This window comes from Micromonospora sp. NPDC002575, from assembly GCF_042889525.1.
Lineage (GTDB): Bacteria > Actinomycetota > Actinomycetes > Mycobacteriales > Micromonosporaceae > Micromonospora > Micromonospora carbonacea.
Genome location: NZ_JBIARA010000005.1, coordinates 270,934 through 286,938, shown reverse-complemented (window position 1 = coordinate 286,938; position 16,005 = coordinate 270,934). Strand labels below are relative to the sequence as shown.

Sequence of the window (16,005 nt, the reverse complement as noted above, 5' to 3'; positions counted from 1 at the left end):
AGTGTGTGTCAGCCGGTCGCCGGCGACACGCCGACCCCGCCGAAGACGGCGTGCATGCCGCCGTCGGCGTGCACCACCTGCCCCGTCGTGTGCCGGGACAGGTCCGACAGCAGGAACAGGACCGCGCCGACGACGCGCGCCGGGTCGGCGCGGTCCCAGCCGAGCGGGGCCCACCGCTCGTACTGGTCGGCCAGCTCGGCGAAGGTGCGCACCCCGCGCGCCGACACCGTCTCGATCGGGCCGGCGGCGACCAGGTTGACCCGGATGCCGGACGGCCCGAGGTGCAGCGCGAGATAGCGGGCGACGGCCTCCAGCGCCGACTTGTAGACCCCCATCCAGCCGTAGCCGGGCAGGGCGCGGGTGGAGTCGACGGTCAGGCCGACCGCCGCGCCGCCGCCCGGCGCGCGCGCGAGCAGCGGCGCGAGCGCGGTGGTGAGCTGCTGGAAGGAGTACGCCGACGCCCGGAACCCGTCGAGCACGCCGCTGGCCGGCGCGCTGACGAAGCCCGGGCCCAGCGCGTCGGGCGGTGCGGCGGCGATGCTGTGCAGCACGCCGTCGAGCTGCCCCCACCGGCTCTCGATCTGCTCGGCCAGGGACGCGACGCTCTCGTCGGACATGACGTCCAGGTCGAGCACCTCGGCCGGGGACGGCAGCAGGTCGGCCACCTTGCGGGTGATGCGGGCCACCCGACCGAACGAGGTCAGGACGACCTCGCAGCCCTCCCGTTGCAGGGCCGCCGCCACGTGCCAGGCGATCGACTCGTTGTTGAGGACGCCGGTGACCAGGTAGCGGCGCTTGTCCAGGCTGAGCAGGGAGGTCAATGTGACGCGCCCGCGACGATCCGCGTGACGAGTTGCCCGATGGTGACGTCGGCCAGCTCGCTGCGCGGGATCTCCACCTTGAACTCCTTGACGACCATGGCCATCAGGTCGGCGACGTCCAGCGAGTCGATGTCGAGCTGGTCGAACTTGGCATCCGGGGTGATCGCCTCCTCGTCGACGCCCAGGTCGATCAGCTCGACGCGGAGCCGGTCGGCGACGACGGACTCGGTGATCGGTGCAGAGGGGGAAGACATGCGGGGCACTCCTTCGGTCGGGTTGGTCGGCTACGCGGCCAGCGGCGCGCGGCGGGCGAAGTTGGCGTGGTGCCGCTGCGCCCAGTACCACTGACGCCAGTAGCTCTCCGCCAGGTCGAGCCAGGTCTCCAGCCGGCCGACGTCGTCGAGGAACCGGTTGGCGCTGACCAGGAGCCAGCTGTAGACGCCCTGGCTGTCGCGGCAGTCGGCGCAGTTGCCGGACGTGCAGCAGAACTGGAGGGTCTGGTAGTCGGCGCCGTAGACGGCGAAGCCGTCCAGGACGGGGTTGCCGTTGGCGATCCGGTCGGCGTGGTCGGGGTGCTCGACGCTGATGCTCGGGCAGACGTCGTAGCCGAACTGGCCGCCCCAGTGGCTGCGCCCGGTGATCAGCGTCTCGATGAAGTACGGGTGGCTGACCACCGTGTCCGGGTACTTCTCCTTGATCCGCAGCGCCTCGGCGAGGGTGCGCTGCTCGTTGTCGATCCGCAGCGCGTGGTCGCTGCCGTGGTCGGAGTAGAAGTTGAAGGTGACCTGGTTGCCGTTGTCCTGGATGGCCCGCACCGTCGGCTCGACGTATTGCAGGCCCTCCTCCGACAGCGCGTACACGAAGATGACGCGCGGGTCGTTGCGGTAGTGCCCGAGGGCGGTCTCGAAGAGCCCGGTGAACGCCGACCCGTTCGGGCGGTAGCCGCGCAGGGAGTCGTCGAGCGGGCCGCCGCCGAACAGGCTGATCGCCACCGCGACGTCCTCGAACCCGGCGCGCGGCAGCGGCCGGATCCCGTTGGTGGAGATCGTGACGTACGGGAGCCGCTCGACGAACGGCACGACCCGGTTGAGCACCAGCGTGGGCTCGCCGCCGATGAGCGTCGCCTGGGTGACGCCCCGGGCGACGAGCGAGTCGACGAAGTCGGAGATGACGACGGGGTCGGACGTCTCCGGTACGGCCGCGTCGAAGCCTCCCTCGAAGTACCAGCAGCCCTTGCAGCGGATGTTGCACGTGGTGGTCAGGTGGACCTCGGACGCGGTGACCCGCAGGCCCATGTCCCGGACGGCGGCGAGCCGCGCGGCCAGGTCGGGGCGGCCGGCGAGCAGCGCCTGGAGCCGGGCCTTGGCCTCCTTGCGGGACGGCGGGCGTGGATTGATGGCGACAGGGGTGGGCATGACGCGGTCGTCCCTTTCGTCAGTCCGGTACGACGAGCCCGAGGGAGTGGATGCGGGGCGTGACCGTCTGCAACCACTTCTCCAGGGCCTCACGGTTGGTCGTCCTGCGCAGGCCGAACCGGACCGCCCGCTTGGAGCGCTCGGAGTCCGGGGTGCCGAAGAGGCCCTGGAACACCGGCCACAGGCGGTTGAGGCCGGCCTGTAGCTGCTCGCGGCCCTCGTCGGTGGTGGCCAGGTTGCGGCAGACCCGCGCGCCGTGCGCGATGTGGATCTTCTCGTCGAGGATGATCGTGCGGACGGCGTCGGCCCAGGGCTTGTAGCTGCTCTCGGCGAACTCCCTGATCATCAGCAGGGCGCTCTCCTCGCCGATGTAGGAGTAGATCCCGCGCTCGGCCCACGTGGTGCACTGGTGCAGGCGCTTGTCGGAGAAGAGCCGCCGCTCCTCGATCGTCTGCTCCTCCATGTAGGTCGTGTCGATGCCGATCTCGGCGAGGACCCGCTTGCCGATCTTGTAGTGGTCGTACTCCTCCGCCGCCCGCTCGGCGCACACCTGGCGCTCCTCGGCGTTGGGGGCCAGCGGGATGAACATCATGGTGTAGTCGTCACCGCCGGAGAGCTCGCCCTCCGTATTGATCATGACCTGGCTGATCAGCGCCTTCTGGTACGCCCGGGGCATGCGCTTGAACTCTTCGGGGGTACGCACCACGACTTCCTCGTCGTCGAGGATCTCGACTGACATGACAAACCACCTCCTGTCGACTAAAGCCCGAATGGTGCCGGCCGGAAAGAAAGGGATCTGCCGCACCGTTACGGCATTCCCGCCGAATCGCGTGGAGTTCTGGTGGCCCGACTCAGGTTCGGGACGGGGAAAGACTGTCGACCGCCAGCCGCTGCACTTCCGGCCGCTGGATCTTCCCGAGCGGGGTACGCGGAAAGGCGTCGACGCCGATCTCCTTGAGCGCGACGAACCTGCGGGGCACCTTGAACGGGCTCAGGAACCTCAGCAGCGTCGCGCGCCAGACGTCGTCGTCGGCGGCGGCGCCGGGCAGCAGCGTGTAGACGAGGATCAGCTCCACGCCCGTGACCGGGTGCGGCAGCGCCGCGACGACGGCGTCCTCGACGCCCGCCAGGTGGGGCACCGCGTTCTCGATCTCGGCGGGGTAGACGTTCTCGCCGCTGACGATGACCATGCTGTCGATCCGGTCGACGATCGACAGCTCGCCGCGTTCGTCGAGGTGCCCCAGGTCGCCGCTGCGCACCCAGCCGTCGTCGAGCCGCTGCGCGGTGAGCTCCGGCGCGGCCTCGTAGCGGGTGAAGATGCTCGGGCCGCTGAGCAGGACCTCGCCGTTCTCGCCCGTCGGGACGTCCCGCCCGTCGGGGCCGACCACGCGCACCCGGGCGAACGGCACGGGCAGCCCGGCGCTGCGGGGCTCCCCGGGCCGGCGGTCGCGCGGCTCCACCGTCGTCAGGGAGGTCATCTCCGTCATGCCGTACACCTGGTGGACGCCGATGCCGAAGGTGTCCTCGAAGCGGTGGATCAGCTCCGGGCCGAGCGCCGAGCCGCCGGCGAGGACGCCCTTGAGGCTGCCGGTGGCCGGCCGCTCCGGCCGCTCCACCAGGTTGGCCAGGTAGGCGTTGACGACCAGCGTCCACGTCGGTCGGTGCCGGTCCACGTAGTGCCAGAACCGCACCAGCGCCGTCTCGGACCGCACGCAGACCGACCGGCCGCCGCTCCACAGCGGGGTGAGCGTCGGGAAACCCTGCCCTCCGGCGTGGAACAGCGGTACGACGTTGAGGAAGACGTCGTCGGGGCCCGCGTCGGCCCACCTCACCATGGCCAGGGAGTTGGCGAGCAGGCTGCGGTGCGACAGCACGACGCCCTTGGGCACCCCGGTCGAGCCGGAGGTGTAGACGATCTCCGCGTCGCCCGCCCCGCCGTCGCGGGGGGCGGTCAGCTCCCCCCGGTACGCCGCGCCGCGCGCCAGCACGTCGGCCAGGAGGGCCTCGGCGTCGTCCACGACGATCCGGCGCGGCCCCGGGCCGATCTTGGCGGTGACCGGCGCGGGGGCGAGCACCAGCGCGGGCGCGCAGTGCGCGAGCAGCGCGTCCAGCTCTCCCGGCCCCGACTTCGGGTTGAGCGGCACGAGCACGCGCTGCGCGGCGATGACGCCGATGAACAGCAGCGCCGTCAGCGAGGTGTTGTGCATGACCACCGCCACCCGGCCCCCGGGTGGGACGCCGTGCTCGTCGAGCAGGGCGGCGCAACCCCGGGTGAAGGTCAGGACGTCGGCGAAGCTCGCCGTCCGGCCGCCCGGCTCGGCGGGGACCAGGTACGGGCGGTCGCCGTGGCGCTCGGCGGCGGCGCGGACGAGGTCGAGCAGGTTCGTGGTGACCGCGAGATCCGGCTCGTCCAGCGGACTAGGCATGTGTGCTGTCGCTGCCGGCGGCGGCCCCCACCAGGTCACAGAGGCGGTTCACCGTGGGGTTGTCGAAGATGACGTCGACGACGTCGACCCCGTAGGCCGTCTCGACGCGGGTCACGATCTCCACCGCCGCGACCGAGTCCATGCCCAGCGCGACAAGGTCCTCGTCCGGCCCGAGGGTGGAACGGTTCAGCACGTCGGCGCAGATGGATGTCATCTTCAGTTGCAAATCGGTCATAGTCACTGAAGCGGTCTCCATGTCAATGTGATTCCACGGGCCACCGCGACCTTGCAGCAGCGAGCGTTTCCCTCGCTTGGGAACTCGTCGGGACCATACCGAGGGGGCCTGACGCTGTCCAGAAGGGACATCGATTCGTCCCACCACCTGCGACGTCCGGATATCCGCGCCGAAAATTGGTGCGTATATATGTACCATCTGGCCGAATGGGGGTAAGTGGCCGGCCGAGGGCCGAGCTGGCGCTGAACGACGAGAAGCGGGCCCGGCTGGTCAGCCGAGCCCGCTTCGACGTCCAACTCGCCTCAGGGCTTGCGGGCCACCCCGCCGACGATGGTGTGGTAGGTGGCGGTCTGCTCGGGGTCCGCCTCGCCGTTCGGACGCCACTCCGCCAACGGGACCAGCCCGGGCGGCAGCAGCTCCAGGTCGCCGAAGAAGCCCATGATCTCCTCGCGGGTGCGCCACCGGCCGGTGCCGAGCGTCTCGTTGAACACCTTCTCCACCGCCCGCGCCCGCTCCGAGACCTCCGGCTGGGCCTCGCCCGGATCGTGGAAGTGCGAGATGGCCAGGTAGCTGCCGGGGGGCAGGGCGGCGACGAGCCGCCGGGCGACGCCGGCGGGGTCGTCCTCGTCGTTGAGGTGGTGCAGGATCGCCAGGAGCAGCAGGCCGACCGGCTGGTCGAAGTCGATCAGCTTGCGGTCGGTGAGCTGCGCCAGCAGTTCCTCGGGCCGGCGGGCGTCGCCCCCGAGCACGGTGGTGGTCCGGGCGTCGGCGAGCAGGGCCCGCCCGTGGGCGAGGGCCATCGGGTCGTTGTCCACGTAGACCACCCGGGCGTCCGGGTTCACCTCGTGGGCGATCTCGTGCACGTTGCCCTGGGTGGGCAGCCCGGAGCCGATGTCGAGGAACTGCCGAATGCCGGCCTCGGCCGCCAGATACCTGACCGATCGGCGGAGGAAGGCCCGGCAGGCCCGCCCCGCCTCGGGGCCGTCCGGCGTGACCTGCATGGCCATCTGGGCGGCCTGCCGGTCGACCGCGAAGTTGTCCTTGCCGCCTAGGTAGTAGTCGTAGACCCGGGCGATGCTGGGCCGGGTGGTGTCGACGCCAGGAGGCGCCACCTTTTCGCTGGTCAACGCTTGGACCCCTCCGTACACGGCCATGGTCGTTCACAGACTGGCGGGGAGACCACACACGACACCCATGGCTGCCGAACCGACGCCGGCCCACGAAGCGGGGACCGGATGTGCCCTGAGGGTAGATGAGCGGCCCCGAAACGTCGATTCCACTCACGCCGGACCGGGCGCCCCGGGGCGCGAAGCCTGCCCACCCTCGACCCAAGGCATTGAAGTGTAGCGATATTACCGGGTCATTTCGCCAGACTCAAGGCCCGCCCGACACCCCGCCCCACAGGGAAAGTCGTCGGCAACGAAATCATGCGAATCGATGGATTAGGACTTATGCTGCCCGATGTCCCCATCGCGCCCCGACGGGCTCGCCCGCCACCACCCGAGCCGCTCGCGGGTCCGTCGCCGCGCCACCCCGCGCCCGCCAACGGCGGCGGGCCCGCACCGATCGGAGCCACCGATGGTCCCGCACGCCACCCTCGCCGCGCTGGCCGGCCTCTGTCTCGCCCTGCCCGCCGCCGTCCCGGCGGGCGCCGCCGCCTCGCCCCGGCAGGCTCTTCGCGCCGGCGATGTTAGCGCTCACACAACCACCGCGCTGGCCGGCCCACCCGGGGCCCCGCCCGGCGTCTGCCCGGCCGGCGCCAGCTACGGCCCGCCGCTGCCGGCGACCTCGGTCACGGCGACGAAGATCCGGGGCGGCTTCTCCTTCCTCGAAGGGCCGGTCTGGCTCGCCGACCGTGGTTACCTGCTGGTCTCCGACATGGGCGCGGCCACCGGCCCGGAGCGGGTCCAACCGTCGACCATCCGCCGGTTCACCCCGCCGGCGACCTTCGACACGTTCCTCGCCAACTCCGGCAGCAACGGGCTCGCCCTCAGCCCCGACGGGCGGCAGCTCGTCGCCGCGACGCACGACCAGCGCAGCGTCTCGTCGTACCGGATCGACGACCTGACCCGCGGCGTGGTCGCCGCCAACTACCAGGGCCGGGCGTTCAACTCCCCGAACGACGTGGCGGTCCGCTCCGACGGCGTCGTCTACTTCACCGACCCCAACTTCCAGCGCGGGGCCCGCGCCGACCAGATGGGCGGGCGCACCAGCGTCTTCCGCGTCTCGGGCGGCCAGGTGTCGCTGGTCGACGACGCGCTGCGCCAGCCCAACGGCATCGCGCTCTCCCCGGACGGCGCGACGCTCTACGTGGGCGCCTACGGCGAGAACAAGATCTACAAGTACGCCGTCGCGCCCGACGGCAGCACCGGCCCCCGCAGCGTCTTCGTCAACTACGTCGGCGGCCCGGACGGGGCCACGATCGACTGCGCCGGGAACGTGTACTGGGCGTCGGGGTTCGACGGCCTGGTCCACGTCTACTCGCCCACGGGCACCGAGCTCGGCACCATCCGCTCCGGCTCCACGGGCACCACCAACGTGGCGTTCGGCGGGTCCGACCGGCGGACCCTCTACGTCACCTCCGGCCCGACGAACGACTCCGGGCTGTACAGCGTGCGGCTCAACGTGCCCGGCTACCCGTACTGACCACCCGGTTCCACCTGAAGGGACGAATCACGTGCCAACCCGCCCCCTCGCCACCCTCGCCCTGCTGACCAGCGCCTGCACCGTCCTGGCAGGTGCGCCCGCCAGCGCCGCGCCACCGGCGGCCGGTGGGTCGACGGCCACCGCGAGCCAGGCCGCAGCCGCCCGGCTCGCCGCCGACACCAGGCCGCCCACCCCGCCGACCAACCTGCGCACCAGCAGGCTGACCTGCCAGTCCGTCACGCTCGCCTGGTCCGCGTCCCGCGACGACGTCGGCGTCGCGAACTACGACGTCTACCACGACGGGCAGCTCGTCACCTCCGTCGGCGGCAGCACGCTGACCGCCACGCTCACCGTCGCGCAGGGCGTCACCTGGGGCTGGTACGTCAACGCCCGGGACGCCGCCGGCAACGTGTCGCAGGCCAGCGCCACGCTCACCGTCACGCCGCCGTTCTGCCAGGTCGACACGTCTCGGCCCAGCACGCCGACCAACCTCGTCGGCACCGCCAACGGCACCGACGTGCGCCTGACCTGGACGGCCGCCACCGACAACGTCGCCGTCACCCGGTACGACATCCTGCGCGGCGGCACGACAGTCGGCTCCGTCACCGGCACGGCCGCCAACCCGCCGGCCACCACCTTCACCGACACCGGGCTGGCGGCGAACACCCAGTTCAGTTACACCGTCGTCGCCCGCGACGCCCAGGGCAACGCCTCGGCGGCGAGCGCCCCGGTGACCGTACGCACCGGCTCGGCCTGCACGAGCGCGGTCTGCGGCACGACGGTGGTCACCACGGAGCGGGACCTGCCGTGGGGGCTGGTCCAGCTGCCCGACGACACCGTCCTGTACGGGCGGCGCGACCTGTTCGACGTCGTCGCCATGAACCCCGACGGCACCGCCAAGCGCAGCATCGGCACGGTGCCGAACGCCGCCGGCACCAACGGCGAGGGCGGGGTCCTCGGGCTGGCCGTGGCCGCGACCTTCGCCAGCGACCGGTGGCTGTACATCTACCACACCACGGCGACCGACAACCGGATCGTCCGCATGCGCTACGACGGCACGCTCCAGACCAGCAGCCTCCAGGTGCTGGTGACCGGCATCCCGCGCAACAAGTACCACAACGGCGGCCGGCTGCGCTTCGGCCCCGACGGGATGCTCTACGCCGCCACCGGCGACGGGCAGACCCCGGACCGCGCCCAGGACGTCAACGACCTGGCCGGCAAGGTGCTGCGGATCCGCCCCGACGGCAGCGTGCCGGCGGACAACCCCTTCGGCAACCAGGTGTGGAGCTACGGCCACCGCAACCCGCAGGGGCTGGCGTTCGACTCCCGGGGCCGCCTCTTCGAGCAGGAGTTCGGCAACAACGTCATGGACGAGACCAACATCATCGTCCGGGGCGGCAACTACGGGTGGCCGGCCTGCGAGGGCACGGTGGGCGACTGCGCCAACCCGAACTTCGTCGCGCCGGTACGCACGTACCCCGTCGCCGACGCCTCGTGCAGCGGCCTCGCCATCGTCCGTGACGTGGTGTACCTCGCCTGCCTGCGCGGCAACCGGATGTACCGGGCCGTGATCAGCGGCGACACCCTCACCGACGTGCAGCAGTACTTCGTCGGCACCTACAGCCGCCTGCGCACCGTCGAGCCGACCAACGACGGCAACCTGTGGCTGACCACGAGCACCGGCGGCGACAAGGACAGCGTCCCGAACAACAGCAACGAGCGGATCCTCAAGGTGACCCTCGGCAGGTAGCCCGCACCCCACCACCATCCCCGTCCCACCAGATCGGAGCCCATGTCCGTGAAGCGTCTACTCAGGGCGGTGGCGGCCCTCGCGGCCGTGCCGCTGCTCGCCATGACGGTGCTGATGGCCGCGCAGCCGGCCTCGGCGGCGGCCCTGACCCAGGTCACCAACTTCGGCAACAACCCCAGCGGCCTCAACATGTACCTCTACGTGCCCGACAACGTCGCGCCCAGGCCGGCGCTGCTGGTGCTGATCCACTACTGCGGCGGCTCCGGGCCGGCGATCTTCAACGGCAACGGCCGCGACTACGTCACCGCCGCCGACCGGTACGGCTACATCATCGTGCTGCCCGAGGTCACGCGCAGCAGCAAGTGCTTCGACGTCTACTCACCGCAGGGGCTGCGGCGCGGGGGCGGAAGCGACTCCGACGGCATCATCTCCATGGTCAACTACGCCAAGCAGCGGCACAACGTCGACCCCGCCCGGGTGTACGTCAGCGGCTTCTCCTCCGGGGCGATGATGACCAACGTGATGGCCGCCGAGTACCCGGACGTGTTCGCCGCCGGATCGGCGTTCAGCGGCGTCCCCGCCACCTGCTTCGCGACCGGCAGCAGCACCAACACCTGGAACGGCCAGTGCGCCGGTGGGCAGATCACCAAGACCCCGCAGCAGTGGGGCGACGCCGCCCGCGCCATGTACCCCGGCTACACCGGCCGGTACCCACGCATGCAGTTCCTGCACGGGACCACCGACACCACCCTGTCGTACGTCAACTTCGGTGAAGAGATCAAGCAGTGGACCAACCTGCTCGGGTTGAGCCAGACGCCGGCGTTCACCGATCGCCCCCAGTCGAACTGGACCCGCACCCGGTACGGCGACACCGGCACCCGGGCGACGGTCGAGGGCATCAGCATCAGCGGGGTCGGGCACGATCTGCCGCAGGCCGGTCAGATCGCGTACTCCATCGCCTTCCTCGGCCTCGACGGCGCCACCACCACGCCGACCCCGACCGTGACGCCGACGACGCCGCCGGCCTCCGGGGTCTCGGTCGTCGGGAGCCAGTCGGGCCGCTGCCTGGAGGTGCCGAACGCCAGCACCACCAACGGCACCCAGACCCAGCTCTGGGACTGCGCCGGCGGCACCGGGCAGCGGTGGACCAACACGTCAAGCCGGCAGCTCACGGTGTACGGCAACAAGTGCCTGGACGCCAGCGGCTCGGGCGGCGTCAACGGCACCCCAGTGATCATCTGGGACTGCCACGGCGGCGCCAACCAGCAGTGGAACGTCAACGCGAACGGCACCATCACCAGCGCGCAGTCCGGGCTGTGCCTGGACGCGAACGCCGCCGGCACCGCCAACGGCACGAAGATCATCCTCTGGTCCTGCAACGGCCAGGCCAACCAGCGCTGGACGCTGCGGGCCTGAGCCACGCGCCGCGGCCGGCCGCCGGGACGCTCGGGCCCGGCCGGCCGCCCGCCGCGCCGGGCGGCCCCCGGCGGGTGGCACGGGCGGGGCGGGGTCGCGTCGACTCCGCCCCGTCAACCCGGCCGCAGGCACGGATCGGTGACCGGATAGGACGGGCTCTGCGCGGTGCGGCCGTCGGCGGCGGTGGCGCGCACCGTCCAGGTCAGGGCCGACGCGCGGAGCTGGCCCACGCTCGCCCGCGCCGACGGCCCGTCCACCGTCATGGCCCGGCTCGACGCGGCCCCACCGGACGTGGTCCAGCGCACCTGGGCCGCGTCGATCGTGGCGCTGCCGGTCGCCTGCACGACCAGGGTGTAGCTGTCCTGACCGCAGCGCACGTGCGCGCTCGCCCGCAGCGTGAACGCCGTGGCCAGCTTCGGCGTGGCGGTCGGCCGGGGCGCGACCGGCGACCCGGTCGGTGCCGCCGTCGGGCCGGGGCCGGCGACCGGGCCGGTCGCACCGGGCGACGGCGGCGCACCGGGCGGGACCGGCCCGGTGGGCGTGCCGCCGGGGCCGTCGGGCGCGGGTCCCGGTCCCGCCGGGGCCCCGGGGCCGCCGGGCGGGACGGCGTCCGTCGGTCCCGCCGGGGCCGCCGACCCGACCGCCGGCGTCGTCGGCCCGTCGGTCGCCGCGCCGGAGGTCGCCGCCGCCCGCTCGGCGTCGGGCCGGCCGGGCCCGAGCGCCCAGGTGCCGGCCGCGGTGAGCAGCACCAGCAGCCCGGCGCTCGCCGCCAGCCGACGCCGATGCCGGGCCCGCGACGCCGTACGCGGAGAATCTGCCGCAGCCCGCGGAGCCGCCACGCCGCCCCCGGCCAGCGCGGCGGCGGGCCGCTCCGCCGACCTCGCGGTGTGCCCGGCCTCCGACGCCGCGTCCTCCTCCGGCCCGCCCTCCGACGCGTCGTGCCGCTCGGCCGCCTGCGGCGGGCCGGCGGGCTCGCCTGGCACCGGCGGCGGCGCGGTCGCCGCGTCGGCGGCGGACGGCGCGTCGGCGGCACCGCCGTCGGCCGTCTCCGCCGGGCCGCCGTCGGGCGACCCCGGCCACACCGAATCGGCCAGCCTCGGCCACACCGTGTCGGCGACGACCAGGAACCCCGGAGCCGTGTACGCGGAGAGCAGCGCCGCCGGGTTGAGCTGTTCGCGCCGGAGCAGCCCACAGGTGGCGCAGCCGTCGATGTGCCGGGCGACCCGCTTGCGCAGGGTCGGGGTGAGCCGCCCCTGCCAGCCGTCGAGCACACCGGCGAGGGCCGGGCAGTCCCGGGACCCGCTGCGGGCGACGAGCAGCGCGCCGAGCGCCCGTTCGAGCTGCGACCGGGCCCGGGACAGCCGGGCGTGGGCGTGGTTGGCGGGCACTCCGAGTGCCGCGCCGATGTCGACCGAGGACAGGTCGTGGCGGATCGCCAGGTGCACCACCTCGCGGTCGCCCGGGTTGAGCGCCGCCGCCGCGGTGTGCACGAGCTCACGCACCTGGTCGGCGTTGACCCCGGCGGCCGGGTCGACCGTGTCGGCCACCGGGTCGCCCGCCTCCTCCAGCGCAAAGAAGCGGGACCGCTCCCGCAACTGCCGGAGGCATTCGTTGCGCACGATCGCGTACAGCCAGGAGCGCAGCCGGTCGGGGTCACGGAGCTGGTCGATGCGCTGGCTCGCGGTGAGGAACGCGTCGTGGACCACGTCCGCGGCGGCCTCCGGCTCGCGCACCAGCGCCCGCGCGTACGTGTAGAGCCGGTCGGCGTACCGCCGGTACATGCCCTCCAGGCCGGCCCGGTCGCCCCGGCGCACCGCCTCGACGAGCGCCCTGTCGTCCTGTGCCGCCGTGTCCATCCGTGCCCCCACCGCTCTCCGACCGCTCCAGTAGAACGGAAAAGATAAATCCTCGTGCGTTTCTGTTGGCATGCCGACCCGTCCGCGCTCCCACCGGTGTCAGCGCACCGCCGACACCGAGGAGACGCTCATGACACCGACACGTTCCGCCCGCCGCCCCGCCGCTGTGCGCCGGATCCTGGCCACCGCCGTGGCGACGGCGCTCGCCGGCGGCCTCGTCACGACCACCAGCGTGGACGCCGTCACGGCCGCGCCGGCACCCGCCAGCGTGGTCGTGCCGCCGGGCAGCACCAGCGGCGAGCCGTTGGCCTTCCGGGTCGACCCGGGGCTGGCCCCTCCCCGGCTGCCGATCGACCCCGTCGGCCGGCTCGGCACCGACCGGGAGCTGGGTGTGGTGGCCGGGCCGGACGGTTCGCCCGCCGGGCTGGTGCTCGACGAGGTCATGGTGCGGGTCGCCGACCAGGCCGAGCTGGACGCCTTCCTGACCCGCTGGGGCGGTCAGGTGCTCGACTCGTTCGCGCCGGACGGGCAGGGGCAGGACCACCTGGTCCGGGTGGACGCCGACCGCGCCGACCCGGCCCGGCTGGTCGACGACCTGCGGGCCGCCGAGCCGGGCCAGTCCGGCACGTACCGGGTCGGCGACGAGCGGGCGCTGCGGCTGCTCGCGCTCGCCGCCGCCGAGTGGCGGGCGGGGACCGAGCTGGTCCTCGACTGGCTGGTGGAGCCCACCGGCATCGCCGACGGCGAGGTCTACGAGGCCCCCGACATCACGAACAACGTCTTCGACTGGATGTTCATGGAGTACGGCGGCGCGATGGACATCGGGGTCGCGCCGGCCTGGCAGCTGCTGGAGGCCAAGGGCAAGCTGACCAAGCAGGTGAAGTACCTGGTGCAGGACGGCGGATTCCAGTCCAATCCCGACTTCCCGAACAAGGTGTCCCTGCACTCGGTCCAGTGGGGCGAGACCAACACCAACGACTGCACGGGCGGCACGCCCTGCCCGTGGCACGCCACCGACGTGGTGCTCGCCGCGATGGGCCGGGTCGACAACGGCTACGGCACCGCCGGACCGGCCGGGCCGGTCGTCGACGAGCTGGTCGCCGTGCGCAACGGCATCGACTACTGGACGGTGCTGCGCCGGCTGGAGAAGGCCGCCGAGGCGAGCCACCCGGACGTGGTCAACCTCAGCTTCACCCGGGACGTGAACCTCGGGAAGTCCTGGGCCAGCAAGTGGACCGACCGGCGGATGAAGCACGTCCGCGACACGGGGGCGCTGATCGTGTCGTCCGCCGGCAACGACACCGCGAACGTCGACGGCGACACCCTCTACGTGCCGTGCGAGAGCACCCACGTCATGTGCGTGGGCGGCATGAAGACGGACGCGACGGTGGGCAACAAGTCGAACTTCGGCACCAGCGACCTGACCACCTCGGTGGAGATCTACGGCCCGGTGTGCGTCATGGGACTCAAGGACCCGGGCAACCCGGCCGTCAACGAGACGCACTCCCAGTTCTGCGGCACCAGCGCCGCCGCGCCGTTCGTGGGCGGCGTCGCCGCCCTGGTGATGGCCGCCGACCCGAGCCTGACCGCCGCGCAGGTCCGGGACATCCTCAACGACACCGCGAACGTCGGCGGGCTCGGCGCCAAGGTGACGGGCAGCCAGCGCCGGGTCAACGCCCTGGCCGCCGTCGCCAAGGCGTTGGGGGTCAAGGTCGACAAGCCCGCGGTGAGCATCAGCGCGCCGACGACCGGCCAGCACGTCGGGGTGGGCCAGTCGGTCGACCTGTGGGGCACGGCGACCGACTTCCTCGGCAAGCAGCTCCCGATCACCTGGATCAGCAGCCGCGACGGCGTGCTGGGCCACGAGTCGCAGACGTTCGTCCCGTCGCTGTCGGCCGGCGCCCACGTCATCACGGCCAAGGCCACCGACGGCCTCGGGCGCACCGGCTCGGCGACCGTCACCGTCACGGTGGTGGACAGCCCGACGACCGCGGCCATCATCTCGCCGCCGGTCGGGCTGACGCTCGCCCCGGGCCAGTCGGTCAGCCTCGTGGGCACCTCCCACGACCCGGACGCCTTCGGCCCGGTGCCGGACGCCGAGGCGTCCTGGACGGTCCGGCGGGGCGGGACGGTGGTCCACCAGCAGACCGGGCACCAGGCGCTCCTGCCGGCCGGCAAGGTCACGGCGGGGTCGTACACGGCGACGTTCACGGCCGGCGGCGCGAGCGCCCAGCGCAGCTTCACGGTCACCGCGCTGCTGGCCGGGCAGAACCGGCCGACCGCCACGATCACCAAGCCGGCGGCGGCGCTGAACCTGTCGGCGATCGACGGCAAGCCGAAGACCGTCGCGTTCGCCGGCACGGCCACCGACGTGGAGGACGGCGCGGTCGCCGGGACCCGCTACCGGTGGACCGCGTACGGCGACGGCGGCGTCAAGAAGGTGCTCTGCCAGGGCAGCGCGGTGCCCACCGGCGGCCCGGTCGACGACATCGTCCTGCCGAAGAGCTGCGCGAGCTTCAGCGGGGAGCTGGGCCTGAGCAAGGGCAACGTCACCACCTGGTCGGTGTGGCTGGAGGTCTTCGACTCGACCGGGCTGGTCGGCGTGGACTCCGTGCCGGTGCAGATCCAGGTGGCCACCCCCTGACCGGGTGACCGCCCGCCACCGGGGGACGGAGCGGATCAAGGGGGCCTGGCCGTTCGGCCGGGCCCCCGGCCTGTGGAGAGGAGTGTCCCGCGGGACGACGTCAGCGATGACGCCCGGCCCGGCCGCTCCCCCTGTTATGGGGGAAGCCCCTCGACCGCGATGGCATGATCCTGGGGTGACCAGCGGTTCCGCCGAGGCCCAGCGCCTGCGTGACCTCGCGCGGCTGCGGCGGGTCCGCGACCGGATCGACCGGGACTACGCCCAGCCGCTGGACGTGGAGGCGCTCGCCCGGGGGGCGAACATGTCGGCCGGCCACCTCAGCCGCCAGTTCCGCCTCGCCTACGGCGAGTCGCCGTACTCCTATCTGATGACGCGGCGCATCGAGCGCGCGATGGCGCTGCTGCGCCGTGGCGACCTCAGCGTCACCGAGGTCTGTTTCGCGGTCGGCTGCGCGTCGCTGGGCACCTTCAGCACCCGCTTCGCGGAGCTGGTGGGGATGCCGCCCAGCACCTACCGGCAGCGCGCGGCGCTCAGCACGGTCGGGCTGCCGGCCTGCGTGTCGAAGCAGGTGACCAGGCCCGTCCGGGATGCGCCCCGCCCGCCCCGCGAGCAGGCGACCTGACCGGGAAACTCTGGCTGCTTCCCGCACGCGACACGCCGACGCGACTCCACCGCACGCCGACGCGACTCCACCGCAGCCGGCCACGGATCGCGCAGCCGGTCCTGGGGCCGGCCCTGCCCGGCGGGTGCGCTGGGCAGGGCCGGGCAGGGCCCGCACCGCCCCGGGCCGGGCGGG

The 16,005-nt window shown here is 72.8% G+C and carries 13 protein-coding genes; 5 read left to right on the top strand and 8 right to left on the bottom strand.

Annotated elements, in window-relative coordinates; all coding sequences use genetic code 11:
* Window positions 1-8 precede the first annotated feature (8 nt).
* The 7 genes from fabI to ACFYWL_RS11080 form a co-directional block, all read right to left on the bottom strand.
* A complete protein-coding gene (gene fabI / locus ACFYWL_RS11110; RefSeq protein ID WP_386970419.1) occupies window positions 9-821 on the bottom strand; it encodes an enoyl-ACP reductase FabI in 813 nt (270 codons plus the stop codon).
* The gene (locus ACFYWL_RS11105; protein ID WP_043960761.1) at window positions 818-1,075 is read right to left on the bottom strand and encodes an acyl carrier protein; all 258 of its coding nucleotides are present in this window, start codon (window positions 1,073-1,075) and stop codon (window positions 818-820) included. Before ACFYWL_RS11105 ends, fabI begins: the two co-directional genes overlap by 4 nt.
* A 30-nt stretch (window positions 1,076-1,105) precedes the next feature.
* Window positions 1,106-2,236 carry a radical SAM protein gene (locus tag ACFYWL_RS11100; protein ID WP_386970416.1) on the bottom strand — a complete coding sequence of 377 codons (1,131 nt, stop codon included), beginning with the start codon at window positions 2,234-2,236 and terminating at the stop codon, window positions 1,106-1,108.
* Window positions 2,237-2,255: 19 nt separating this feature from the next.
* The gene (locus ACFYWL_RS11095; protein WP_176734421.1) at window positions 2,256-2,975 is read right to left on the bottom strand and encodes a Phenylacetic acid catabolic protein; all 720 of its coding nucleotides are present in this window, start codon (window positions 2,973-2,975) and stop codon (window positions 2,256-2,258) included.
* A 112-nt stretch (window positions 2,976-3,087) separates the two neighbouring features.
* On the bottom strand, window positions 3,088-4,662 hold the full coding sequence (locus tag ACFYWL_RS11090; protein WP_386970413.1) for a class I adenylate-forming enzyme family protein: 1,575 nt from the start codon (window positions 4,660-4,662) through the stop codon (window positions 3,088-3,090).
* Window positions 4,655-4,897: an acyl carrier protein gene (locus tag ACFYWL_RS11085; protein WP_074474870.1), complete on the bottom strand. Its 243-nt coding sequence runs from the start codon at window positions 4,895-4,897 to the stop codon at window positions 4,655-4,657. The genes ACFYWL_RS11090 and ACFYWL_RS11085 overlap by 8 nt, the downstream gene beginning before the upstream one ends.
* Window positions 4,898-5,199: 302 nt before the next feature.
* Window positions 5,200-6,024, bottom strand: coding sequence for an SAM-dependent methyltransferase (locus ACFYWL_RS11080; protein WP_386970410.1), 825 nt, complete (start codon window positions 6,022-6,024; stop codon window positions 5,200-5,202).
* Window positions 6,025-6,475: 451 nt separating this feature from the next.
* On the opposite strand from ACFYWL_RS11080, the gene ACFYWL_RS11075 reads away from it, so the two are divergent.
* The 3 genes from ACFYWL_RS11075 to ACFYWL_RS11065 all read left to right on the top strand — a co-directional run bounded on the left by ACFYWL_RS11075 (window position 6,476) and on the right by ACFYWL_RS11065 (window position 10,709).
* Window positions 6,476-7,543 (top strand): SMP-30/gluconolactonase/LRE family protein, encoded by a 1,068-nt coding sequence (locus tag ACFYWL_RS11075; protein WP_386970407.1) that lies wholly within the window; start codon window positions 6,476-6,478, stop codon window positions 7,541-7,543.
* A 31-nt stretch (window positions 7,544-7,574) separates the two neighbouring features.
* A complete protein-coding gene (locus tag ACFYWL_RS11070) occupies window positions 7,575-9,293 on the top strand; it encodes a PQQ-dependent sugar dehydrogenase (protein ID WP_386970404.1) in 1,719 nt (572 codons plus the stop codon).
* 69 nt (window positions 9,294-9,362) lie between these two features.
* Window positions 9,363-10,709 (top strand): PHB depolymerase family esterase, encoded by a 1,347-nt coding sequence (locus ACFYWL_RS11065; RefSeq protein WP_386970401.1) that lies wholly within the window; start codon window positions 9,363-9,365, stop codon window positions 10,707-10,709.
* Between the two features lie 113 nt (window positions 10,710-10,822).
* Here the strand turns inward: ACFYWL_RS11065 and ACFYWL_RS11060 are convergent, their stop codons facing one another.
* Entirely contained in the window at window positions 10,823-12,565 is a 1,743-nt protein-coding gene (locus ACFYWL_RS11060; protein WP_386970398.1) for an RNA polymerase sigma factor, read from the bottom strand.
* A 130-nt stretch (window positions 12,566-12,695) separates the two neighbouring features.
* Between ACFYWL_RS11060 and ACFYWL_RS11055 the strand changes: the two genes are divergently transcribed.
* Together ACFYWL_RS11055 and ACFYWL_RS11050 are read left to right on the top strand one after the other, a co-directional pair.
* Window positions 12,696-15,209 carry a S8 family serine peptidase gene (locus ACFYWL_RS11055; protein WP_386970395.1) on the top strand — a complete coding sequence of 838 codons (2,514 nt, stop codon included), beginning with the start codon at window positions 12,696-12,698 and terminating at the stop codon, window positions 15,207-15,209.
* Window positions 15,210-15,384: 175 nt separating this feature from the next.
* Window positions 15,385-15,831 carry a helix-turn-helix transcriptional regulator gene (locus tag ACFYWL_RS11050; RefSeq protein ID WP_386970393.1) on the top strand — a complete coding sequence of 149 codons (447 nt, stop codon included), beginning with the start codon at window positions 15,385-15,387 and terminating at the stop codon, window positions 15,829-15,831.
* The last annotated feature ends 174 nt before the right edge of the window (window positions 15,832-16,005 follow it).

What these genes read in the sequence shown, in the direction of transcription:
- ACFYWL_RS11105 (WP_043960761.1), bottom strand. Translation starts at nt 1,075, where the DNA reads ATGTCTTCCCCCTCTGCACCGATCACCGAGTCCGTCGTCGCCGACCGG.
- ACFYWL_RS11100 (WP_386970416.1), bottom strand. Translation starts at nt 2,236, where the DNA reads ATGCCCACCCCTGTCGCCATCAATCCACGCCCGCCGTCCCGCAAGGAG.
- ACFYWL_RS11095 (WP_176734421.1), bottom strand. Translation starts at nt 2,975, where the DNA reads ATGTCAGTCGAGATCCTCGACGACGAGGAAGTCGTGGTGCGTACCCCC.
- ACFYWL_RS11090 (WP_386970413.1), bottom strand. Translation starts at nt 4,662, where the DNA reads ATGCCTAGTCCGCTGGACGAGCCGGATCTCGCGGTCACCACGAACCTG.
- ACFYWL_RS11085 (WP_074474870.1), bottom strand. Translation starts at nt 4,897, where the DNA reads ATGACCGATTTGCAACTGAAGATGACATCCATCTGCGCCGACGTGCTG.
- ACFYWL_RS11075 (WP_386970407.1), top strand. Translation starts at nt 6,476, where the DNA reads ATGGTCCCGCACGCCACCCTCGCCGCGCTGGCCGGCCTCTGTCTCGCC.
- ACFYWL_RS11060 (WP_386970398.1), bottom strand. Translation starts at nt 12,565, where the DNA reads ATGGACACGGCGGCACAGGACGACAGGGCGCTCGTCGAGGCGGTGCGC.
- ACFYWL_RS11055 (WP_386970395.1), top strand. Translation starts at nt 12,696, where the DNA reads ATGACACCGACACGTTCCGCCCGCCGCCCCGCCGCTGTGCGCCGGATC.